The 23746-nt window shown below is 71.5% G+C and carries 15 protein-coding genes; 7 read left to right on the top strand and 8 right to left on the bottom strand.

Features of this window, described 5'->3' with window-relative positions; genetic code table 11:
• Positions 1-103 precede the first annotated feature (103 nt).
• Together ACQEVM_RS07535 and ACQEVM_RS07530 are read left to right on the top strand one after the other, a co-directional pair.
• Positions 104-643, top strand: a complete 540-nt coding sequence (locus ACQEVM_RS07535) for a WcaF family extracellular polysaccharide biosynthesis acetyltransferase (RefSeq protein ID WP_433076277.1) — start codon at positions 104-106, stop codon at positions 641-643.
• Positions 640-1767, top strand: a complete 1128-nt coding sequence (locus ACQEVM_RS07530; RefSeq protein WP_433076275.1) for a glycosyltransferase — start codon at positions 640-642, stop codon at positions 1765-1767. The genes ACQEVM_RS07535 and ACQEVM_RS07530 overlap by 4 nt, the downstream gene beginning before the upstream one ends.
• A 57-nt stretch (positions 1768-1824) precedes the next feature.
• On the opposite strand, the gene ACQEVM_RS07525 is transcribed toward ACQEVM_RS07530, so the two are convergent.
• From ACQEVM_RS07525 to gmd, 4 genes are all read right to left on the bottom strand, one after another.
• Entirely contained in the window at positions 1825-2061 is a 237-nt protein-coding gene (locus ACQEVM_RS07525) for a hypothetical protein (RefSeq protein WP_433076273.1), read from the bottom strand.
• Between the two features lie 102 nt (positions 2062-2163).
• On the bottom strand, positions 2164-2844 hold the full coding sequence (locus ACQEVM_RS07520; protein WP_433076271.1) for a hypothetical protein: 681 nt from the start codon (positions 2842-2844) through the stop codon (positions 2164-2166).
• An 84-nt stretch (positions 2845-2928) separates the two neighbouring features.
• Positions 2929-5709 (bottom strand): LamG-like jellyroll fold domain-containing protein, encoded by a 2781-nt coding sequence (locus tag ACQEVM_RS07515; RefSeq protein ID WP_433076269.1) that lies wholly within the window; start codon positions 5707-5709, stop codon positions 2929-2931.
• Between the two features lie 247 nt (positions 5710-5956).
• Positions 5957-6970, bottom strand: a complete 1014-nt coding sequence (gmd, locus tag ACQEVM_RS07510; protein WP_384615898.1) for a GDP-mannose 4,6-dehydratase — start codon at positions 6968-6970, stop codon at positions 5957-5959.
• 320 nt (positions 6971-7290) lie between these two features.
• Here gmd and ACQEVM_RS07505 point away from each other — a divergent pair, with 320 nt between their 5' ends.
• Entirely contained in the window at positions 7291-8235 is a 945-nt protein-coding gene (locus ACQEVM_RS07505) for a GDP-L-fucose synthase family protein (RefSeq protein WP_053677734.1), read from the top strand.
• Positions 8236-8254: 19 nt separating this feature from the next.
• Here ACQEVM_RS07505 and ACQEVM_RS07500 read toward each other — a convergent pair whose 3' ends face one another.
• Positions 8255-9742 carry a sugar transferase gene (locus ACQEVM_RS07500; RefSeq protein ID WP_433076267.1) on the bottom strand — a complete coding sequence of 496 codons (1488 nt, stop codon included), beginning with the start codon at positions 9740-9742 and terminating at the stop codon, positions 8255-8257.
• Positions 9743-10124: 382 nt separating this feature from the next.
• Here ACQEVM_RS07500 and ACQEVM_RS07495 point away from each other — a divergent pair, with 382 nt between their 5' ends.
• Entirely contained in the window at positions 10125-12392 is a 2268-nt protein-coding gene (locus ACQEVM_RS07495; protein ID WP_433076265.1) for a M4 family metallopeptidase, read from the top strand.
• Positions 12393-12595: 203 nt separating this feature from the next.
• Here ACQEVM_RS07495 and ACQEVM_RS07490 read toward each other — a convergent pair whose 3' ends face one another.
• Together ACQEVM_RS07490 and ACQEVM_RS07485 are read right to left on the bottom strand one after the other, a co-directional pair.
• Complete coding sequence (locus ACQEVM_RS07490) at positions 12596-13453, bottom strand: hypothetical protein (RefSeq protein ID WP_433076263.1); 858 nt, start codon at positions 13451-13453, stop codon at positions 12596-12598.
• Between the two features lie 252 nt (positions 13454-13705).
• Positions 13706-15229 (bottom strand): DHA2 family efflux MFS transporter permease subunit, encoded by a 1524-nt coding sequence (locus ACQEVM_RS07485; protein WP_433076261.1) that lies wholly within the window; start codon positions 15227-15229, stop codon positions 13706-13708.
• Between the two features lie 127 nt (positions 15230-15356).
• Between ACQEVM_RS07485 and ACQEVM_RS07480 the strand changes: the two genes are divergently transcribed.
• Positions 15357-16370 carry an Lrp/AsnC family transcriptional regulator gene (locus ACQEVM_RS07480; RefSeq protein WP_433076259.1) on the top strand — a complete coding sequence of 338 codons (1014 nt, stop codon included), beginning with the start codon at positions 15357-15359 and terminating at the stop codon, positions 16368-16370.
• A gap of 6 nt (positions 16371-16376) precedes the next feature.
• Here ACQEVM_RS07480 and glgP read toward each other — a convergent pair whose 3' ends face one another.
• Complete coding sequence (gene glgP / locus ACQEVM_RS07475; protein ID WP_433076257.1) at positions 16377-19013, bottom strand: alpha-glucan family phosphorylase; 2637 nt, start codon at positions 19011-19013, stop codon at positions 16377-16379.
• Positions 19014-19728: 715 nt separating this feature from the next.
• On the opposite strand from glgP, the gene ACQEVM_RS07470 reads away from it, so the two are divergent.
• Together ACQEVM_RS07470 and treS are read left to right on the top strand one after the other, a co-directional pair.
• Complete coding sequence (locus tag ACQEVM_RS07470; RefSeq protein WP_433076255.1) at positions 19729-21723, top strand: maltotransferase domain-containing protein; 1995 nt, start codon at positions 19729-19731, stop codon at positions 21721-21723.
• On the top strand, positions 21720-23414 hold the full coding sequence (gene treS / locus ACQEVM_RS07465) for a maltose alpha-D-glucosyltransferase (RefSeq protein WP_053677523.1): 1695 nt from the start codon (positions 21720-21722) through the stop codon (positions 23412-23414). The genes ACQEVM_RS07470 and treS overlap by 4 nt, the downstream gene beginning before the upstream one ends.
• Positions 23415-23746 lie beyond the last annotated feature (332 nt).

Below are 23746 nucleotides of genomic sequence, written 5' to 3'. Positions count from 1 at the left end.
CTGGTCCGCGCGCAGTCTAGTCTGAGCGGGCGGCGCCCGGGGAGGCGCGGCCGGGGGAGACGCCCGCCGACGGTGTTCGGGGGCGGACGACGAGGGGCGACAGTTGCGGGATCTTCCTGCCTTCACGCTGGCCGGATACGACAAGGGGCGCGGTCTGCTGACGCAGGCGCTCTGGTTCGCCGTGATGAACACGGTGTTCATGGCCTGGTTCTGCCCGGCCCGGCTGCGCGTCGCGCTGCTGCGGGCCTTCGGGGCGAAGATCGGCGAGGGCGTGCTGATCCGCCACCGGGTGCGGGTGCTGTGGCCGTGGAAACTGACCGTCGGGGACCACACCTGGATCGGTGAGGGCGCCTGGCTGCTGAACCTGGAACCGGTGACCATCGGGGCGAACGTGTGCCTCTCGCAGGAAGCCGTGCTCTGCACCGGCTCGCACGACCACCGGGCCGCGGACTTCCGCTACCGCAACGCCCCGATCGTCGTGGAGGACGGCGCGTGGGTGGCCGTGCGCGCGACGGTGCTGGCCGGCGTGACGATCGGCCGGTGCGCGGTCGCCGGCGCCGGAGCCGTGGTCCACAAGGACCTGCCGGCGTTGACCCTGCAGACCCAGGACGGGCGTCGCCGCCCGGTGGAGGAGCCCAAGTGAGAGTCCTGCACGCCGTTACGCTGCACTCCCCCTCGCACGCCTTCGGCGGGCCGGTACGGGTCGCGCTGAACCTCGCCAAGGGTTTGCGGGCGCGCGGTCACGAGGCCCGGCTGCTGGCCCTGGGCGAGGGTTTCCCCGACCCGTGGCCGACCTCGGTGGAGGGCGTCCCGGCGAAGCTGTTCCCGGCCCGGCGGCTGCTCCCCCTCGGCTTCAGCGGGATGACCTCGCCGGCCCTGCTGGCCTCGGCGGGGCGGCTGGTCCGCGACGCCGACGTCGTCCACGTCCACCTCGCCCGGGACCTGGTCACGCTGCCGGTGGCGCTGGCGGCGCTGCGGGCCCGCAAGCCGCTGGTGCTCCAGACCCACGGGATGGTGGACCCGAGCGGGAAGCTGCTGGCGAAGGTGCTGGACGCGGTGGCGGTGCGCCGACTGCTGCGCGGCGCCGACGCGGTGCTGTACCTGACCCCGCACGAGCGGGAGGGCCTGGACGCCGTGGTGGGTCCGCCCGCGCTCGCGTCGGCGGTCCGTCTCGTCAACGGCACTCCGGCGCAGGACGAGCGGCCCGCGCCGGGCGGGGCGCCGCGCGTGCTGTACTCGGCGCGTCTGCAGGCCCGCAAGCGTCCGGTGGACTTCGTGGACGCGGCCCCGGCGGTCCTGGCCGTCCACCCGGACGCGGAGTTCGTGGTGGCGGGGCCGGACGAAGGGGAGTCGGCCGCGGTCCGGGCGCGGATCGCGGCCCTGGGGCTCGGCGACCGGTTCACCGTGCCGGGGGCGCTGTCCGGCGCCGAGGTGCTGACGGAGCTGCGCCGGGCGCACGTGTACGTGCTGCCGTCGGTGGAGGAACCGTTCCCCATGTCGGTCCTGGAGGCCCTCGCGGTGGGCGTCCCGCCGGTGGTCACCCACTCCAACGGGCTGGCCCGCGACATCGCCGCGGCGGGGGCCGGCCGGGCCGTGGAGCCGGGTCCGTCGGGGGTGGCCGAGGCGATCCTCGCGCTGCTGGACCCGGCCGCCAACGCGGCGGCCTCGGTGGCCGCCCGCAAGCTGGCGACGGAGTCCTTCTCCATGGACGCGGTCCTGGACACCCTGCTGCCGGTCTACGAGGCGGCGGCGGGACGCACCCGCTGACACCTCCCGTCCCGGGCTCCCCGGTCGCCCGGCCGTGTGGCCGGGCCCCGGGGGTGGTCAGATGCCGTCGCGTCGGCCCTCGACCACCGGAACGATCCCGGCCGCGCGCCGGCGCTTGAGGACGCTGGCGTAGACGGCGAGGCCGATGCCGCCGGCCGCCATCATGATGAGGCCGACCAGATCGAGGTTGACGCTCTCCATCTTCCAGTCGCTCGCGAAGGTGAGGATGGCTCCCACCACGATCAGGGCGATGCAACCGCCGATGCCGCGCATACCTACCGCCTTCACAGTCATGGTCGTGTGACACGCGGATGCCCGGCAACGGGACGTGAAAACGCCGCCGCCGCCCGGTGGTTCGGGCGGCGGCGGCGTTGCGGTGCGGGGTGGGCGCGGTTCCTAGGCGCGGATCCAGGCGTAGCAGCCCGCGGAGTTGAACTCCGCGGCGCCGGCCGGGATGGTGGCCGTCACCTTGTCGCCCGCCTTGAGGGGGGCCGCCGGACCCGACGCGAGGACGGCGCCGTCCTTGCCCTTCGCCTCCCAGGTGCAGGTGGTGCTCTGGGTCAGCGCGCGGTAGTTGCCCGCCGCGGGCGACTTCCGGGGGCCTTCGGGGAAGCCCTTCTCCGAGGCCGCCAGGATCGGCTTCTGCTCCGGGCACAGCAGGTTGATGGCGTCCTTCGCTCCCGGGATCTCCCCGGTGATGATGGCCCCGGTCGCCGCGTCCTTGTCGCGCTTCGCGGTGCGCTCCACGCGCTGGCAGGACTCCTGACCGGTCTGGAGGACGGCCGCCGGGTCCATCTTCTCCGGCACCCGGCCGCTCAGGAACTTCTTCTCCTTGTCGGTGAAGTTGCCCGTCTTCGGGGTCAGCTTCGCGTCGGGGAGGACCGGGCCCGTCGGCTTCGTCCCGGTCGACGGGGTCGCCGAGGCCGGCGGGGCGTCCGCCGGGTCGGGGACCGACGACGAGGCCGGCGGCTTCGGCTTCGCGGCCTCGGAGTCGGCCTTGCCGTCGCCCGAACTGCAGGCGGTCAGCGTCAGGGCGGCGGCCAGCAGAACAGCGGCCGCCGCGGGGCGTCGGTACATCAGGGGCTCCCGTACTTGCCGGTGGTGAGACAGGAGTACGGGGCCCGCCTGCTGAGGCGGGCCCCGTACTCCGTCAAGCGGTTGTTACTTCGGGCCGAAGGTGAGGATCAGCTGCGGAGCGGCGTCCGCGGCCGTCGACTCCGAGGACCAGAGCCACAGCGGGTCGGTACCCGTGCTGGTCAGCGCGAGGCTGGTGTTGTCGCCCAGCAGGGCGGTGACCGCCGCGGTGTCCAGGTCGATGCCGTGGATGGCCGAGCCGTCCGCGGCGCCCGCGAGGGTGCCGAGCGCGGGGGTGCCCAGCGCCGGCTTGGTGTTGAACGTGGTGGCCGCGCCGGTCCAGGAACCGGTGACCGGGACCACGGACACGGTGTCGGTCGTGCCGGCGCCCGCCTGGGTCGTGGTCTTGACCTGGAGCGAGGCCGCCTTCAGGACCTGCCCGGCCGGGGCGGCCGGGAGGGTGAAGCGCAGGTACGTCTGGTAGGCCGACGTGCCGCGGACCGCGAGCGAGGTGGCCGCGCCGTTGGCGGCGTTGGGGGCGCCCTGGTTGACGTAGGTGTCCTCGGTCGTGACGACCTTGGAGACCGTGTCGGTGGGGGCCTTCGCCAGGTCGTAGTGCGCCTTGACCTGGGCCTGGGTGAGGGCCGTCGGGTAGACGGCGGTCTCGTCGATCTGACCGGCGAAGAAGTTGCTGGTCGGACGGGTCGGCCAACCGCTGAGGTTGTCGCCGCCCACGTGCCAGAAGCCCTCGTACGCGGTGGAGGTCGAGGCGTTGTTCGTGCCCTTGTTCTGACCGTCCACGTACAGGGTCATGCCACCGGGGCCCTGCGTGCCGACCACGTGGTGCCACTTGTTGTCGTTGTACGAGGAGTCGAACAGACCGGTGGAGATGGTCCGGGCCGAGCCGTTGTAGACACCGAAGACCAGGCGACCGGTGTTGGTCATGTACAGGTGCTTGTCGTTCGACCCGCTGCTGCTCGTCGTGTTGTTGCCGAAGCCGATCAGCTTGCCGCCGCGCGAGGAGTTCGTCTTGAACCAGGTCTCGACGGTGAAGCTGGAGCCGACGCTCTGGCGGTGGTCGCTGTAGACCTGCTGGCTGGTGCCGTTGAAGCCCATGGCCGTGCCGGTGCCGCTGACGGCGCCGGGGGTCTGGCGCAGCGCCGGCGCGTTGACCTGGACGCCGCTGGTGTTGCCGGAGACCGACGAGTCGGCGACGTACGGGCTGACCGCGTCGTCGTAGCGCCAGTACAGGTTGGCGCCGTCCGAGCGGACCTTGTCCGGGTAGGACTGCACCGAGCTGGGGATGGTGACCGAGCTGGTGGCCGACAGCGCGCTGGTGTTGCCCGCTCCGTCGGTCGCGGTCACGCGGTAGGTGTAGGACTGCCCGGCCTTGACCGTGGTGTCGGTCCAGGAGGCCTGCGGGCGCTCCCACTCCAGGGACTCCGCCGCCACGGTGGCGATCGGGGTGCCCGAGCCGTTGCGGTAGATGCGGTACGTCAGCTTGCTGTCGTCCTGGTCGTAGCTGGTGCGCCAGCGGACCTGGGCCTCGCCGGGCTTGACGCTGCCCGCGCTGGCCACCGGGGTGGTCGGCGCGCCGACGTCGCCCTTGGACGAGAAGCGGGTGAGCGCCTGCTGCGACCGGCCGTTGATCAGGGTGAACTCACCGCCGACCCACATGAACTTGGTGTCGTTCTTCTCCGCGATGGCCATGACGCGCGGGCCGATGCCCTCGCCGAGGCCGTCGTTCGCGGTGGGGTGCCAGCCGAGCTTGCGCGGGCTGCGGACGAAGCCGTCCACGGGCGCGGGGGCGGCGCCTTCGTGGTCGGTGAGCTGCGCCAGCAGGAAGTTGCGCTTGCCGTCGGGGAACTGGCCCTCCAGCGAGCAGTCGTGCGCGTGCGAGGAGCTGTAGAGGACTCCGTCGTACGGCAGGACGAACTGGGTCGCGCCGAGGCAGCGGTCGCGCCACTTCTCGTTGAAGTTGGTGCCGAGACCGATGCGGCCGTCGAAGACGCCGCCACCGGAGCCCTCGTTGCCCGTGTAGTAGCCGGTCGCGTCGGCCGAGATGTGCTTGACGACCGAGTTCGACGGGATGTTGTTGTAGGTCTTGGCGACGGCACCCGTGGTGGCGTTGACGACGGCCAGCGCGTGGGTGTTGGAGCCGTTGACCGAGAAGAAGTCGCCACCCAGCAGGACGTTCTTGCCGTCGTTGCTGAGCGCGATGGCGCGGCCGGGCTCGTCGGCGTTGGCGACGAAGGGCTTGATCGCACCGGAGCCGGCGTCGACCGCGGCGAACCGCTCGCGGGTCTGGCCCTCGACGGTGCCGAAGTCGCCGGCCGCGTACAGGGTGTCGTCCGTGACCGCGAGCGCGCGCACGGTGGCGGGGAAGCTCGGGTGGAACGACGCCTTGGGGGTGCAGGTCGCGATGTCGATCGCCGCGACGCTGGAGACCGGGGTGCCGTTGACGGCCCCGAAGTATCCGGCCGCGTACAGCGTCTTGTTGTCCTTCGAGACGACCAGCGAACGAACGGTCGCGCTGCCGTCGCCCGTGGTGAAGGCGAGCTTGCAGGACGTCGGGGTGCCCGTCGCCGCGTCGAGCGCGACGAAGTTCACGGCTTCCTGCTCGGTGCCGCTGCCGGCGTTGTCCGGCGGGCGGACCGCCGAGAAGGTACCGCCGGCGAACACGGTGCCGTTGGCCTGGGCCATGGCAAAGACGATGCCGTTCGGCTGCCAGGTCGGCAGGTCGTCGGCCGTGAATGCCACCGGCTGCGTGATGGCCGACGCCTCGGGCATCAGCACCAGGCCTATACCGGTGCCGGCACCGGCCAGTGACAGGACGAGGGCAGCAGTCAGCCCTCTGGATCTACGCATGAGCCCCCCAGGGCAATTGCCCGGTTTGATGGCTGGAACTAGACGAACAGCCATATGTACAGGCGCAGACTAGGGCTCGCGTGAGGGCCCGGTCACCTCACTTGACCCATTGCATACCAACTTGGAATCAACAGGGTTCAGCATGGAGGGTGCACTACGGACATACGGCAGGTTTACCCCGGCCACACCCACAGAGACCTGCGGAGCATGGCCGGGACACGGCAAAGCGTAGGGGAAATATAAGCCCTCAGCGGTCAATCCGTACCGTCACGCCCGCCAGTTGGTCCTCGACCTGGCGAATGTCGGCGTCGACCATGATGCGGGCCAGCTCCGCCACCAGGACCGACGGCTTCCAGCCAAGCAGGTCGTTCGCCTTGGAGGCGTCGCCGATGAGGGCGTCGACCTCGCTGGGGCGCTCGTACTTGGCGTCGTAGCGCACGTGGTCGTTCCAGTCGAGCCCGGCGTGGGTGAAGGAGGACTCGACGAACTCGCGGACGGTCGCGGCCACACCGGTGGCGACCACGTAGTCGGTCGCCTCGTCCTGCTGGAGCATCCGCCACATGGCGTCGACGTACTCCGGGGCGTAGCCCCAGTCGCGGACGGCGTCGAGGTTGCCCAGGTAGAGGTGGTCCTGGAGGCCGGCCTTGATCCGGGCGACCGCGCGGGTGATCTTGCGGGTCACGAAGGTCTCGCCGCGGCGCGGGGACTCGTGGTTGAACAGGATCCCGTTGACGGCGAACATGTCGTACGCCTCGCGGTAGTTCACCGTGGTCCAGTACGCGAAGACCTTCGCGGCGCCGTAGGGGCTGCGCGGGTGGAACGGGGTGCCCTCGTTCTGCGGCGGCGGGGTGGCGCCGAACATCTCGGAGGACGAGGCCTGGTAGATGCGGGTGTCGATGCCGCTCGCCCGGATCGCCTCCAGCAGGCGCAGGGCGCCGAGGCCGGTCACGTCGCCGGTGTAGAGCGGGGCGTCGAAGGACACCCGTACATGCGACTGCGCGCCCAGGTTGTAGACCTCGTCGGGGCGTATGTCGCGCAGCAGGTTCACCAGGGCGACGCCGTCGGACAGGTCCGCGTGGTGCAGGACGAGGGAGCGGTTCTCCGTGTGCGGGTCCTGGTAGATGTGGTCGATCCGCTCCGTGTTGAAGCTGGAGGACCGCCGCACGAGCCCGTGCACCGTGTAGCCCTTGGAGAGCAGGAGCTCGGCCAGGTACGAGCCGTCCTGTCCGGTGACTCCGGTGATCAGTGCGGTCTTGCCCATGTGGGGTCCCCCTGTGAATCGTTGCGGTCTGTTCTGACGTGCGGGGCGTGCCCCACCGTGCCGGGACGGCGCCCCGGCGGTTCGAGGCCGTGCCTCGGGGTTCGTGACGGGCCTGTCGGCCCGTGGCGGTGCCGCGCCGTGCGGGGGCGCGGGTCCCGGTCGGGGGGCGCTCCGTCCGCGCGGGCGCGGGCGCGGGGGCTGGATGGGTACCGTACACGGCCGAACCGGAGCAGCGCCCTCCGGATTCCGGCCGTCCCGACCCGTCGCGGGCCGGCCACCTCGGCGTCGACCCGTGTCCGGGGGCCGGCATCATCGGCGGTATGACAAGTTCGCTGCCGCTCCTGCCCCCGCACGCCCGCGTCTTCGTCGCCGGCCATCGCGGCCTCGTGGGGTCCGCGGTCGTCCGGCGCCTCACCGCCGACGGCCACGAGGTGCTCACCCGCGGTCGCGCGGAGCTCGACCTGCGCGACGCCGCCGCCACCGAGGCGTACCTGAAGGACGTCCGCCCGGACGCGGTCGTGCTGGCCGCCGCCAAGGTCGGCGGCATCATGGCCAACAGCACCTACCCGGTGCAGTTCCTGGAGGACAACCTCAAGATCCAGCTCAGCGTCATCGCCGGCTCGCACGCCGCCGGGGTGAACCGCCTGCTGTTCCTGGGCTCCTCCTGCATCTACCCGAAGCTGGCCCCGCAGCCGATCAGCGAGGACGCCCTGCTGACCGGCCCGCTGGAGCCGACCAACGAGGCGTACGCCCTGGCGAAGATCGCCGGCATCGTCCAGGTCCAGTCGTACCGCAAGCAGTACGGGGCCTCGTACATCTCGGCCATGCCGACGAACCTCTACGGTCCGGGCGACAACTTCGACCTGCAGTCCTCGCACGTGCTGCCCGCGCTGATCCGCCGCTTCCACGAGGCCGCGGCCGAGGGGCGCGACGAGGTCACCCTGTGGGGCTCGGGCACCCCCCGCCGCGAGTTCCTGCACGTGGACGACCTCGCGGCGGCCTGCGCGGTGCTGTTGAACGGCTACGACGGGGACGAGCCCGTCAACATCGGCTGCGGCGAGGACCTGACCATCAAGGCCCTGGCCGAGACCGTCGCCGAGGTGACCGGCTTCGAGGGCCGACTCGCCTGGGACACCACCAAGCCGGACGGGACGCCGCGCAAGCTGCTGGACGTGACCCGTCTGACCTCGCTGGGCTGGAAGCCGGGCATCCCGCTGCGGGACGGCATCGCCTCCACGTACGCCTGGTGGTTGGGGCAGGGCTGATCGCACGGGCCTCGGCCCCTCAGTACGCTCCGCGACCGTCGACGACGGCGCGGAGGGTACGGCCCATGACGTCGACATCGCTGGTGAAGGACCAGTTGTCGACGTACTGCAGATCAAGCTGAATCGTTTCGTCCCAGGACAGGTCCGAGCGCCCGCTGATCTGCCACAGGCCGGTCATGCCGGGCCGCACGGTGAGCCGGCGCAGCTCGACCTCGTCGTACCGCGCCACCTCCTCCGGCAGCGGCGGCCTCGGGCCGACCAGCGACATGCTGCCGGTCAGCACGTTCACCAGCTGGGGCAGTTCGTCCATGGACGTCCGGCGCAGCAGCCGGCCCACCCGGGTGACCCGGGGGTCCCGGCGCATCTTGAACATCAGGCCGTCGTTCTCGTTGGATCCCGACAGGTCGGCCTTGAGCTTGTCGGCGTCGACCACCATCGTGCGGAACTTCCACATGACGAAGGGCTCGCCGTCACGGCCGATGCGGCGCTGGCTGTAGAAGGCCGGGCCGCGGGAGCCGAACCGTATCGCCAGGACGACCGCGAGGAACATCGGCGACAGCATCAGCAGCCCGACCGCGGCCCCCACCCGGTCCAGCACCGACTTCAACAGGGTCTGGACGCCCCTCCGCACGGGCGGCGCGATCCGCAGCACGGCGAGCCCGCCCGCAGACAGGGTCTCCAGTCGCTTGACGGAGATCTCCACCAGTCCGGGGAAGACGGCGAGTTCCAGGCCCGCGTCGTGCAGGGCCCAGGCGACCCGGCGCAGCCGCTCCCCGGCGATGCGCACGCCCGGGGCGACCAGGACCAGGTCGGCGTGGTGGCCGGCGACGGCGCCGAGCACGGCGGCCGAGTCGCCGTTCGGGGTGTCCGGCATCCCGGCGTCGAGCCGGGCCGCCACGGGCACTCCGCTGGAGAGCGGTCCGGCGCCCACCGGGATCACCCCGACGACCACGTACGGGTGGTCGGTGCGGGCGGCCAGGTGCGCGATGACGCCCTCGGCGGCCTCGGGTTCGCCGACGACCAGCACCCGGCTGACGGCCTGTGCCTCGCGACGGGCGGCCGAGAGGTGGCGGTAGGTGAGCTTGTGGACGGCGACGGTGATCAGCAGGGCGGGCAACAGCGCCCCGAGCGCGGCCAGTCGGGGGGTGCTTTCGCCGGTCACCACGCGGGCGACGGCGAGTACCCCGATGAGAATCAGCCAGTCGTGCACGACCGGCAGCACTCCGCGCGATTCGCCGAGCTGCCGGGCCGCGTAGCGCCGGCGCACGGCCTGCACCCCGGTCCACGCGAGGGCGGCGCCGACGGCGCAGTAGGCGGGCCGGACCTGCTGCGCGGCCTCGAAGACGAGCCCCACGGGCACGGCGGCACCGAGGAAGTCGGCGGCCACGGCGACCGGCAGGTACCAACCGGCCTTGTCCCCGAGCCGTCGAGCGGGCGCGGTGGCCGCCCCGACCGTATCGGCGACGGTCCTGGCCACTCTTTGCGCAGGAAAATGGACATGCCTCATGGGCCCCCCTGGCACGTGGTCATATGACAGTGGCGAGCGCCCGTGGCTTCCCCTGGCAACGGGCAACAGTCGCACCGGGAAACAGTACGACAAACACCCGTACGGTAAATGCCGTTTGCGTTAACGGTGCCTCTCGTTGCTCAAGCGTTAGCAACCGGTACCTCCTGTTCCGCATCCCGAACTCCCCCTTCCCACACAAAGGTGAATGGTTCGGATACCGGATACGTATCTTCGGACAACGAACCGTTTCCAGCCAACCTTTTGACGCGGCCCTGACATCAGCGCCCACAGATGGCACTCTTCGACCGTTCATCGCACCAGCCCTGATCTGCCCGGAGGCCCACCCAGCCATCCGGAACCCCCCTTGCAGAAGGAGTCTGCGTTGAGTCCCACCCCCCAGCGGCGTGCCACTGCGGCCGGCGCTCTCGTAGCCGCGGCAGCCCTGCTCGCCGTAGGTATACAGGCCGGAACAGCCACCGCCGACGCCACCGCGTCCCAGGCCCGCACGGCGGCCCAGCCCAACCCGGGCTCGGCCAACCGCGCACTCAGCGCTTCGGAGCGTGCGACGCTCCTCTCCGACGCCAACTCGACCACCGTGCAGGCGGCGAAGGCCCTCGGGCTCGGCGGCCAGGAGAAGCTCGTCGTCCGCGATGTAGTCCAGGATGCGGACGGCACCACGCACACGACCTACGAACGCACCTACGCCGGCCTGCCCGTGCTCGGTGGTGACCTGACGGTCCACGCCAAGAGCGGTGTCACCAAGAGCGTGACCAAGGCCACCAACCACGAGATCAAGGTCGCGGACACCAGCGCCTCGGTCACCCCGGCCTCGGCGGAGCAGCAGGCCCTCGGTCTGGCCAAGACCCAGGGTGCCAAGGACGCGAAGGCCTCCAAGAACGCCCGCAAGGTGATCTGGGCCGCCGAAGGCGCCCCGGTCCTCGCGTTCGAGACCGTCGTGGGCGGCCTCCAGCACGACGGCACCCCGAGCGAGCTGCACGTGGTCACCAACGCCAAGACCGGCGCCAAGATCACCGAGTGGCAGGCCATCGAGACCGGCACCGGCAACACGATGTACAGCGGTCAGGTGACGCTGGGCAGCTCGCAGTCGGGCAGCAACTACACGCTGACCGATGCCGGCCGCGGCAACCACAAGACCTACAACCTGAACAAGGGCTCGTCCGGCACCGGCACCCTGTTCTCCGGCCCGGACGACGTCTGGGGCAACGGTCAGGCGTCCAACGCCGAGACGGCCGGCGCGGACGCCCACTACGGCGCCCAGGTGACGTGGGACTACTACAAGAACGTGCACGGCCGCAACGGCCTGCGCAACGACGGCGTGGCCCCGTACACCCGGGTCCACTACGGCAACGCCTACGTCAACGCGTTCTGGGACGACGGCTGCTTCTGCATGACGTACGGCGACGGCGAGGGCAACGCCAAGCCCCTCACCTCGACGGACGTCGCGGCGCACGAGATGACCCACGGCCTCACCTCGGTCACCGGCAACATGACCTACAGCGGTGAGCCCGGCGGTCTGAACGAGGCCACCTCCGACATCATGGCCGCCGCGGTCGAGTTCTACGCCAACAACCCCCAGGACGTCGGTGACTACCTGGTCGGCGAGAAGATCGACATCAACGGCGACGGCTCCCCGCTGCGCTACATGGACAAGCCGAGCAAGGACGGCTCGTCCAAGGACTCCTGGTACTCGGGTCTGGGCGGCATCGACGTCCACTACTCCTCGGGTCCGGCCAACCACTGGTACTACCTGGCCTCCGAGGGCTCCGGCGCCAAGGTCGTCAACGGCGTGAGCTACAACTCGCCCACCGCCGACAACCTGCCCGTCACGGCGATCGGCCGGGACGCCGCCTCGAAGATCTGGTTCCGCGCGCTGACGGTCGGCTACTTCAAGTCGAACACCAACTACGCCGCCGCGCGCACGGCCACCCTGCAGGCCGCCGCCGACCTGTACGGCCAGGGCTCGACCACGTACAACAACGTGGCCAACGCCTGGGCGGGCATCGCGGTCGGCGCCCGCATCACGACCGGTGTCACGGTCACCCCGATCGCCAACCAGAACACCCAGGTGGGTGGCGCCGTCAGCCTGCAGGTCCAGGCCACCAGCACCAACCCGGGTGCGCTGAGCTACGCGGCGACCGGCCTGCCGGCCGGCCTGTCGATCAACTCCTCCACCGGCCTGATCTCGGGCACGGCCACCACCGCCGCCACGTCCAACGTGACCGTCACGGTGACCGACTCGCAGAGCAAGACCGGTACGGCCTCCTTCACCTGGACGGTCGGCACCTCGCAGCCGAGCGTCTTCGAGAACACGGCCGACTACCAGATCACGGACAACGCGACCGTCGAGTCCCCGATCACGGTGAACCGCACGGGCAACGCCCCGAGCACCCTCAAGGTGGACGTGAACATCGTCCACACCTACGTCGGTGACCTGAAGGTCGACCTGGTCGCCCCCGACGGCAGCGTCTACAACCTGCGCAACCGCACCGGCGGCAGCGCGGACAACATCGTCCAGTCCTTCACCGTGAACGCCTCCTCCGAGGTCGCCAACGGCGTCTGGAAGCTCCGGGTCGCCGACCTGGCCAGCGCGGACACCGGCTACATCAACAGCTGGAAGCTCACCTTCTGATCCCCACAAGGGATTGACCGCACCACCGTTCGATCGCGGGGCCGCTCGGGAGAAGACCACCCCGGGCGGCCCTGTTCCATGTCCGGGGTCCCGCCGACGGCGGGAGCCGGCGCCCCGCGCGAAAGGCCCGGCACCCACGGGGTGGTTCCCAGGGGTGTCGGGCCCTTCCGGTCGGCCTGAGCCGGTGTCAGCGCCGGGGTGGGTCAGCCGATGGCGCGGAAGACGGTGTCCAGGACGCCGTACTCCTCTTCCTCGTCGCCGTCCTGACCGCGCTCGTCGCGCTGCCCGTCCTCGTCGCGCGCCTCGTCCTCGTCGGCCTGGCCGCGCTCGTCACGCGCCCCGTCCTCGTCGCGCGCCTCGTCCTCGTCGCGCGCCCCGTCCTCGTCGGCCTGGCCGCGCTCGTCACGCGCCCCGTCCTCCTCGCGCTGTCCGTTCTCGTCCTCGGCCTGGTCGTCGCCCGGACGGCCGGCCTCGTCGCGCTGCCCGTCCTCCCGCGACTGCTCGTCGGTGGACTCGTCGAAGGCCGGCTCGTCGTCGGCCGGGCGCGGGGCGGGGGCCGCCGCGGGGGCGGCGACGGCGGCCACGGCGGGCTTGACGAGGTTCGCCTGACGACCCTGCTCGGGACGGGCGTCGCGGCGGACGCGGCGGTCCTCGTCGTCGTTCCAGCCGCCGTCGTGGTGGCCGTGGCCGTTCCCGCCGGTGGGCCGGAAGTAGACCGAGAGGGCCTCCACGTCGTGCGCCCCGCCGCCCGGCGGCAGGGTGCGCACCGCCCGGCCGTTGCAGCCGCGGCCCTCGAAGAGCACCGCCAGCGACTCGGTGCGGTTGTAGGCCTCGGTGGCCGGCTGGTTCCGGGAGGTCCCGGTCAGCTCGTAGCAGGTGTCGTTGTCCGCGGGGCTGATGTGTCGGGTGTACTCGTCGCCGTCCTCGTCCTCGACGACGTAGTAGAGGCGGCCGAGCGTGTGATGACCGTCGTAGTCGTCGTCGGCCATGGCCTGGCCGGAGGCCGGCAGGACGAGCGCGAGGGCGCCTAGGAAGGCCGCGGCGGTGGTGCGAGCACGCATGAGCAGTCCGTTTCTCTGGTCGCTGGATGCCGGATCCGGAGACATCCAGCGGGCAGCGTAGGAGCGGGCCGATCGGCAGAAACGATTCAGCATGCGCAGCGCGTTCGAAGGTTCACCCTCCCGGGCCGGGCACCCGGGCCGGACGGCGGTCGCACGCCCGTCCGTCCCCCGGACGTGAGCCCGCCCGCCCGGACGTACGCGACCCGCGCACCCGGGGTTCGGATGCGCGGGTCGCCGTACGGGCTCGGCGGCTCAGGCGGAGGCCCGCTCGGTGGTCGAGCCCTTGGCGGCCGGGGCCTGGTCCGGGACCGACGCCCCGGTCCCGCCGGCGGGACGGATCAGCAGGACCACCACCAGCGCGCCCACCAGACCCATCACCCCGGAGGCCACGAAGGTGTCCCGGAGCCCGCTCGCGAAGGCGGCCTCCACCCACTCCCGGGCCTGCGGGCCGGCCGCGAGGAACCGCCCCGCCCCGCCCGAGGCCAGCGCCTCGGCGGTGTCGTGCGGCTGCCCGCTGCCGGCGAGCCCGCTCGTCAGACCGGCCTGGAAGAGCGCGCCGAGCACCGCGATGCCGAGGGCGTTGCCCAACTGACGGGCGGTGTTCAGGGCGCCGCCGGCCATCCCGGCCCGGGCCGGGGCCACGGTCCCCATCGCGGCGGCGGCCAGCGGCGGTGTGGCCATCCCGACGCCCACGCCGGTCAGCACCAGCCCGGGCACCAGGGCCGTCCAGCCGTCACCCGCGTCCAGCATCCAGGCCTGGAGCAGCGCGCCCGCCCCGATCAGCAGCAGCCCGCCGCCGATGGACAGTCGGGCGGGGGCGCCGTGCAGCAGTCGGCCGGCCACCGCGGAGACGAGGAACGCTGCCAGGCTCAACGGCACCAGGACCAGTCCCGCCTGGACCGGGCCCATCCCCTCGGCGGACTGGAGCCAGAGCGAGACGTACATGAGGTACGAGAACGCGGCCCCGGACAGCAGCAGTCCGCCGGCCATCACCGCCACGAAGGTGGGGCTGCGGAAGAGGGAGAGGTCGAGCATCGGGTGCGCGGTGCGCAGTTCGACGAGGACGAAGGCGGCGAAGCAGGCCGCGCCGAGGCCGAGCAGGCCGAGGGTGGCGGCGGAGGTCCAGCCGTTCTCCGCGACCCGGATGAGGGCGTAGGTGACGACGCCCGCGCCCGCCGTGAAGGTGGCCATGCCGGGCAGGTCGAGGCCCTTGGCGTGCGGGTTGCGGGACTCGGCGACGGCCTTGAGGGTGACCCAGACGGCCAGGGCGCAGACGGGCAGGTTGATGAAGAAGATCCAGCGCCACCCGAAGTGCTCGGTCAGCAGCCCGCCGATGATCGGTCCGGCCGCGGCGGCCGCGCCGTTGACCGCGCCCCAGACGCCGAAGGCGATCCCCCGGTCGCGGCCCTGGTAGGCGCTGCTGAGCAGGGCCATGGTGGTGGCGAACATCGCCGCGCCGCCGATGCCCTGCACGGCGCGGAAGGCGATCAGCAGGCCGGGGCCGGTGGCCAGGCCGCACGCCAGGGAGGCGGCGGCGAAGACGGCGAGCCCGCCGAGGTAGACGCGGCGGCGGCCGATCCGGTCGGCGAGGGAGCCCGCGCCGAGCAGCAGTGCGGCGAGCGCCAGGGCGTAGATGTCCATCACCCACTGGAGTCCGGCGAATCCGGTGTTCATGTCGGTGGCCATGTCCGGGAGCGCGACGGTCACGATGGTGACGTCGACCAGGAGCATGAAGGCTCCGAGGCTCACGGCCGTCAAGGGCAGCCATTTACGCATGGGGGTTCTCCGGATCAAGAGCAGACGAGGTGTGCCACCAGAGTCGCGGTCACCCGCCCGGAGCAACCATCCAGCTGCCCTCCGCTGCCGGATTTGCCTCGTCGGACGCTCTGCGATGATGGAAACCATGCAGACCCTGGCCGGCCCCGCCGAGATGGACCACCTCGACCTGGCCCTCGTGCAGGCCCTCATGATCGACGGGCGGGCCTCTTTCAGCCGGCTCGCCGAGGTGCTGGAGGTCTCCGACCAGACGGTGGTGCGCCGCTACCGCCGGATGCGCAGCACGGGCCTGGTCCGGGTGGTCGGGCTGCCGCTGGGCAGCCGCGTCGGGCTGTTCGAGTCCTGGCTGCGGGTGCAGTGCACGCCGGACGCCGCGCTCGCCGTGGCGGAGGCACTGGCCCGCCGGCCGGACATCGCCTGGGTCACCCTCAACTCCGGCGGCACCGAGATCCACTGCATGACCAAGGCCCGGACCCGCCAGGACCGCGACGTCCTGCTGTTGGAGAAGCTGCCGCGCACCCGCCGGGTGACCGGGGTGAGCGCCCACACCATCCTGCGGATGTTCACGGGCGGGCCCGAACGCTGGTTCGGCATCGACGCGCTGCGCCCGGACCAGGTGGTGGCGCTGGAGCGGCAGCCGCCACTGCCGGAGCAGGACCGGTACGCGCTGGACGAGGCGGAGCTGGCGATGCTGGCCGTGCTGGGGCAGGACGGCCGCGCCGGCTATCCGGAACTGGCCCGCGCCACCGGGCTGTCGGAGTCCACCGCCCGGCGCCGGCTCGACCGGCTGCGGGACATGGGGGCGGTCTACTTCGACGTGGAGATCGTGCCGGCGACGCTCGGGTACGAGGCGGAGGCGGCGATGCTCCTGACGGTGGACCCGGCCCGACTGGCCGAGGTGGGCGCGGCGATAGGCGAGCACCCCGAGGTGCCGTTCGCGGCGGCGGTCACCGGCTCGGCGAATCTGCTCGCGGTGGTGGTGTGCCGGGACACCGACGCGCTGTACACGTACCTCACCGAGCGGATCGGCGCGGTCGACGGCATCCGGCAGGTGGAGCTGGTACCGATCCTGCGCACCGTGAAGCGGGCCGGGATGCTGGTGGAGGACGGGCGGCTGGTCGATCCGCCGCCCGCCCCCTGAACGCGGTCAGCGCATCAGCACGCCGCCCCCCGCGTCGGTGTCCGCCGGCCCGGCGACCAGGCCCAGTTCGGCCGGGGTCGCCAGCAGCGGGTGCGCGGGCAGGATCCGCACCGTGTAGCCGAAGGGCCCCGTCCGGTCGAGCGCGAGCGGGCCCTCGTACACCCAGCGGCCCTCCAGGTCCGGTCCGGCGGCGGCCTTGAGCGGGAAGGACCGGCCGCCCTGGATGACGTCCTGGGCGTCGACCCGGCCCGCGACCGCCTGGACCTCGACGTCCTCGGGCGCGAGGGAGTCGAGGGCCACCCGTACCCGGAGGGTGAGCGTGGCCCCGAGTTCGGCGGTGCCGCCGACGGGCGCGGCGGCCAGGGCCTCCACGTGCTCGACGCCGACCCTCGGCCAGGAGCTGCGGACCCGGCCCTTCCAGGCGGCGAGGTCGCGGGCGGTCTCCGGGGTGAGGGCGCGGTGGGAGAGCGCGGCCGGTGCGTAGAGCCGTTCCACGTACTCGCGGACCATGCGTCCCGCGAGCACCTTCGGCCCCAGCGACACCAGGGTGCGCCGGACCATCTCGATCCAGCGCGCCGGGAGGCCGGTGTGCCCGGACCGGTCGTAGAAGCGGGGCGCGACCCGGCTCTCGATCAACTCGTAGAGGGCGTTGGCCTCCAGGTCGTCACGGCGCTCCTCGTCCGTCCCGATCCCGTCGGCGGTGGGGATCGCCCAGCCGAAGTCGGGCTCGAACCACTCGTCCCACCAGCCGTCCAGCACGGAGAGGTTGAGGCAGCCGTTCAGGGCGGCCTTCATCCCGCTCGTGCCGCAGGCCTCCAGGGGGCGCAGCGGGTTGTTCAGCCAGACGTCGCAGCCCGGGTAGAGCTTCTGGGCCATGGCCATGCCGTAGTCGGGCAGGAAGACGATGCGGTGGCGCACGCGGGGGTCGTCGGAGAACCGCACCAGTTCCTGGACGAGCCGCTTCCCGCCGTCGTCGGCCGGGTGCGCCTTGCCCGCGACGACGATCTGCACGGGCCGCTCCGGGTCCAGCAGCAGCCTGCGCAGCCGCTCGGGGTCGCGGAGCATCAGCGTGAGCCGCTTGTAGGAGGGCACCCGGCGGGCGAAGCCGATGGTCAGCACGTCCGGGTCGAGGACGGAGTCCACCCAGCCCAGTTCGGCGTCGGCGGCGCCGCGCTGCTTCCAGGAGGCGCGCAGCCGGTCGCGGACCTCTTGGACCAGTTGCTCGCGCAGCACCCGGCGCAGGTCCCAGACCTCCTGGTCCCCGATCCCGGCGACGGCGTCCCAGCGCGGTGAGCCGCCGACCGACAGCGCGTCCTCGGTGCGGCCGGCGCCGATCTGCCGGGCGCCGAGCCGGATGACCTCGGGGGCCACCCAGGTCGGGGCGTGCACCCCGTTGGTGACGGAGGTGATGGGGACGTCGGCGGGGTCGAAGCCCGGCCACAGGCCGGCGAACATGCCCCGGCTGACGGCCCCGTGCAGGGTGGAGACGCCGTTGGCGCGCTGGGCCAGGCGCAGCCCCATGACGGCCATGTTGAACACCCCGGGGTCGCCGCCGGGGTAGGACTCGGCGCCCAGTTCGAGGATCCGGTCCACGGGCACGCCGGCCAGTTCGCCGCCCTCGCCGAAGTGCCGGGCGACCAGGGACCGCTCGAAGCGGTCGATGCCGGCGGGGACGGGGGTGTGCGTGGTGAACACGGTTCCGGCGCGCACCGCCTCGACGGCGGCGTCGAAGCCGAGCCCCGGCTCTCCTCCCAGTTCCCTTATGCGTTCGAGTCCGAGGAACCCGGCGTGCCCCTCGTTGGTGTGGAAGACCTCGGGGTCGGGGTGGCCGGTGAGCCGGCAGTACGTGCGGACCGCGCGGACGCCTCCGATGCCGAGCAGCATCTCCTGGAGCAGCCGGTGGTCGCTGCCGCCGCCGTAGAGCCGGTCGGTCACCTCGCGGGCGGCGGTGTCGTTGTCCTCGACGTCGGAGTCGAGGAGCAGCAGCGGCACCCGCCCGACGCGGGCCTGCCAGATGTGCGCGTGCAGCGCGCGACCGCCGGGCAGGCCGAGTGCCACCCGGGCCGGGCTGCCGTCCTCCTCGCGGACCAGGGAGACGGGCAACTCGTTGGGGTCGAGGACGGGGTAGTGCTCCTGCTGCCAGCCGTCACGGGAGAGGGACTGGCGGAAGTAGCCGTGGCGGTAGAGCAGGCCCACTCCGATGAGCGGGACGCCGAGGTCGCTGGCGGCCTTGAGGTGGTCGCCGGCGAGGATCCCGAGGCCGCCGGAGTACTGCGGCAGGGCTGCGGTGATGCCGAACTCGGGGGAGAAGTAGGCGATGCCCGCGGGGAGACCGCCGTCGCCCTCGTGGCTCTGGTACCACCTCCCGCCGTGGACGTAGTCGTCGAGGTCGGCGGCGGCCACGGCGAGCCGGCGCAGGAACCGGCGGTCGCCGGCCAGTTCCTCCAGCCGGGCGGCGGGTACGGCGCCGAGCAGTCGGACGGGGTCGCCGCCGGCGGCCTGCCAGCCTTCGGGGTCGACGGATTGGAAGAGTTCGCGGGTTTCCGCGTGCCAGGACCAGCGCAGGTTGCGCGCGAGGTCGGCGAGCGGCAGAAGGGGTTCGGGGAGGACGGGGCGCACGGTGAATCGACGGATAGCCTTCACGTGTTCCACCTTCGCAGGGGATGACGGATCGGAGCGGTCGCACCACGCTGTGCATCCGCGCATCGACCCCCGGAAGGCTAGCGGCGCCCCCGCCGCCCGGCCATGGCGCCTCGTCGGGCCGGGCCTCCAACGGGTCGTCCGGGGAAGGCCGCAGACGGCCGGCGACCGGCCGGCACGCCGGCCGCGGGCCGCCCGGTCCGGGCCGTCGCGGGGGTGGAAATCCGGCCGGATCCCCGCCCCGCGGACCACCGGGCCGCGTGTCCCGGTGCTTGCCGGGGCACACGAGATGCGCGGGCCCGACGGAGCGGAACAAGGGTGTCTGCGGGGCTCGTGAGGCAACTGGGACAGGGGGTGTGTCGCTGCACATCGGTCGGCCCTCGCCGACTTGACGGAGCCTCGACCGATCTCGATCCGGCCCTTCGTGATCCGCGTGCCACTACGTACGAGTAGTTAACCGGGCACGCGGGTTGGGCGGGACCAGAGTGGGAAGGGCTCCCCGGGTACACGCACGGCGCACCAGGCCCCGGACTCCGTCCGGAGGCAACCCCGCCCACCTCCCGCCACCCGAGTGAACGCGGACAGGAGCGGCCATGCCCGCAGCGCAGCCGTCTTCCGAGCGGCTAGAAACAGAGCGAACAGAGCGTGCACTGCCGGCTGCCCAGACAGTCGGTCCGTTGTCACCGAGCCCTGCGAACTGCCCCCAGGTGATCCCATCATGATCGGTCGCATTCCCGTGCTGGACGTCCGCCCCGCCGTCGACTGCGGCGCCAGACCCGCGAAGGCGGTTGTGGACGAGGTCTTCGAGATCTCGGCCACCGTGTTCCGCGAGGGCCACGACGCCGTCTCCGCCCACGTCGTACTCCGAGATCCGAGCGGGCGGCTGCGGCCCCCCGTACCGCTGCGCGAGCTGGCCCCCGGCACCGACCGGTGGGGGGCCCGGGTGTCCGCCGAGGTCGAGGGGAGGTGGACGTACACCGTCGAGGCGTGGAGCGACCCGCTCGCCACCTGGCGGGCCCACGCCGCCGTGAAGGTCCCCGCCGGGATCGACGCCGACCTGACCCTCCTCGAAGGCGCCGAGCTCCACGAGCGGGCCGCCGCGAAGATCCCCAAGCGGGACGGCCGGGCCCAGGTGCTGGCCGCCGCCGAGGTCATGCGCGACGAGGAGCGGGACCCCGCCGAGCGGCACGCCGCCGCCCTCGCGCCCGAGGTGGTGGAGGCCCTCGCCAGGCGGCCCCTGCGGGAGCTGGTCACCGCCGCGAAGGCCCTTCCGCTGCTCGTCGAGCGCAAGCGGGCCCTGTTCGGTTCCTGGTACGAGATGTTCCCGCGCTCCGAGGGAGCGGTGCTGGAGCCCGGCTCGGCCCCGGTCAGCGGGACCTTCCGGACCGCCGCCGAGCGACTGCCGGCCATCGCCGCGATGGGCTTCGACGTCGTGTACCTGCCGCCGATCCACCCCATCGGGAGCACCTGGCGCAAGGGGCCGAACAACACGCTGTCCGCCGGTAGTTGGGATCCCGGCGTGCCCTGGGCGATCGGCTCCACCGAGGGCGGTCACGACGCCGTCCACCCCGAACTGGGCACCATCGAGGACTTCGACGCCTTCGTCGCGCGGGCCCGCGAGCTGGGGATGGAGATCGCGCTGGACTTCGCGCTCCAGTGCTCCCCCGACCATCCGTGGGTGGAGAAGCACCCGGAGTGGTTCCGCCACCGCGCCGACGGGACGATCGCCTACGCCGAGAACCCGCCGAAGAAGTACCAAGACATCCACCCGATCCACTTCGACACCGACATGGCCGGCATCGTCGAGGAAACGGTCCGGATCCTGCGCCATTGGATGGATCACGGCGTACGGATCTTCAGGGTCGACAATCCGCACACCAAGCCTGTCGTCTTCTGGCAGAAGGTGATCGCGGACATCAACAAATCCGACCCCGACGTGATCTTCCTCGCCGAGGCCTTCACCCGTCCCGCGATGATGCGCTCGCTCGCCGCGGTCGGCTTCCAGCAGTCCTACACGTACTTCACGTGGCGCAACACCAAGGCCGAGCTGACCGAGTACCTGACCGAGCTGTCCGGGGACCGTTCGGCCTCCGTCATGCGGCCGAATTTCTTCGTCAACACCCCCGACATCCTCCACGCGTACCTTCAGCACGGCGGTCGCCCGGCCTTCGAGGTGCGGGCCGTACTCGCCGCCACCCTGTCCCCCGCCTGGGGCGTCTACGCCGGCTACGAGCTCTGCGAGAACACCCCGGTCAAGGAGGGCAGCGAGGAGTACCTGAATTCCGAGAAGTACGAGTTCCGGCCACGCGACTGGGCGACCGCCGACCGGGACGGGCTGACCATCGCCCCGCTGATCACGGCGCTGAACCGACTGCGCCGGCGCAACCCGGCCCTCCAGCAGCTCCGCGACATCCACTTCCATTCGACCGACAACGAACAGGTGATCGCCTATTCGAAGCACGCCGGAGCCAATTCCGTACTGGTGGTCGTCAACCTCGATCCGCACCACACCCAGGAGGCGACGGTCTCGTTGGACATGCCGGTACTCGGCCTCGACTGGCACGGGTCCCTCGCGGTGCGCGACGAGCTCACCGGCGAGACCTATCACTGGGGCAGGGCGAACTACGTGCGCCTAGAGCCGGGCCGCACGCCCGCGCACGTACTGGCCGCTCTGCGACCGTCCCCGCCCACCGGAGGGTCACCCATCACATGATGATCAACGATCCCGTCCACGACACGTTCGAGGACACCCCCGCCAAGGACCGCGATCCCGACTGGTTCAAGCGGGCGGTCTTCTACGAGGTGCTCGTCCGCTCCTTCCACGACAGCAACGGCGACGGCGTGGGAGACCTCAAGGGGCTCACCGCCAAGCTCGACTACCTCCAGTGGTTGGGCGTCGACTGCCTCTGGCTGCCGCCGTTCTTCGCCTCACCCCTCCGCGACGGGGGCTACGACGTCTCCGACTACACCTCGGTGCTCCCCGAGTTCGGCGACCTCGCCGACTTCGTGGAGTTCGTGGACGCCGCGCACCAGCGCGGCATGCGGGTGATCATCGACTTCGTCATGAACCACACCAGCGATCAGCACGAGTGGTTCCAACAGTCCCGCAAGGACCCCGACGGACCGTACGGCGACTACTACATGTGGGCCGACAACGACAAGCAGTACCAGGACGCCCGCATCATCTTCGTCGACACCGAGACCTCCAACTGGACGTACGACCCGGTACGCAAGCAGTACTACTGGCACCGCTTCTTCTCGCACCAGCCGGACCTCAACTACGAGAACCCGGCCGTGGTCGAGGAGATCATCTCGGCGCTCCGCTTCTGGTTGGACCTCGGCATCGACGGCTTCCGACTCGACGCCGTGCCCTACCTGTACGCCGAGGAGGGCACGAACTGCGAGAACCTGCCGCGCACCCACACCCTCCTCAAGCGGGTCCGCGCCGAGATCGACGCGCACTACCCCGACACGGTCCTCCTCGCGGAGGCCAACCAGTGGCCCGAGGACGTCGTCGACTACTTCGGCGACTTCACGAAGGGCGGGGACGAATGCCACATGGCCTTCCACTTCCCCGTCATGCCGCGCATCTTCATGGCGGTGCGAAGAGAGTCGCGCTACCCCGTCTCCGAAATCCTGGCCAAGACCCCGGCGATCCCGGACCGCTGCCAGTGGGGCATCTTCCTGCGCAACCACGACGAGCTCACCCTCGAAATGGTCACGGACGAAGAGCGGGACTACATGTACGCCGAGTACGCCAAGGACCCCCGGATGCGCGCCAACATCGGCATCCGACGCCGGCTCGCCCCGCTCCTGGACAACGACCGCAACCAGATGGAGCTGTTCACCGCCCTGCTGCTGTCGCTGCCCGGTTCGCCGGTGCTCTACTACGGCGACGAGATCGGCATGGGCGACAACATCTGGCTGGGCGACCGGGACGGCGTCCGGACCCCCATGCAGTGGACCCCGGACCGCAACGCCGGTTTCTCCTCGTGCGATCCGGGCAGGCTGAACCTGCCGGTCATCATGGACCCGGTCCACGGGTACCAGGTCACCAATGTCGAGGCGGCCATGGCATCGCCCTCGTCGTTGCTGCACTGGACCCGCAGGCTGATCGAGATCCGCAAGGCGAACCCCGCCTTCGGTCTCGGCTCGTACACCGAACTGCCGTCGTCGAACCCGGCGGTGCTCGCGTTCCTTCGCGAGTACGGGGACGACCTGGTGCTGTGCGTGCACAACTTCTCGCGCTTCGCGCAGCCCACCGAGCTGGACCTGCGGTCGTTCAACGGGCGGGTTCCGGTGGAGCTCACGGGTGACGTGCGCTTCCCGCCGATCGGCGAGTGGCCGTACCTGCTGACCCTGGCGGGACACGGCTTCTACTGGTTCCGGCTCCGCACCGAGTAGCACGCGGGGCCTTCGCTCCCACCGGAGCCGACGTGAACCGACGTCGGCACCGGGCCGGCGAGCCGAAGGGGCACGCCCGCGGAACGGGGTCGAACGCGCGAAGGAACGCTCCACAACAGCGCTTTCGAGCACGTACGACCCCGCGAGTCGGGCTGCCGGGCCCCGGGGCGAACCGAGCCCGAGGAACGGCCCGAAGAGCAACCCGAAGAGCAAAAGGCGCGCGAATGGGTCAATCGCCCGCCCCTGTACGGATCATCCATGGCCCGACACTCGTTCACCGCCGGACAGCAACCATCGCCATCCGGGACACTCTGCGCATTCTGTGACGGCCC

The sequence above is a fragment of the Streptomyces sp. CA-243310 genome (assembly GCF_050936775.1).
GTDB lineage: Bacteria > Actinomycetota > Actinomycetes > Streptomycetales > Streptomycetaceae > Streptomyces.
The sequence above is the reverse complement of the archived record's forward strand: the minus strand, read 5'-3'. Positions and strand labels throughout refer to the sequence as shown.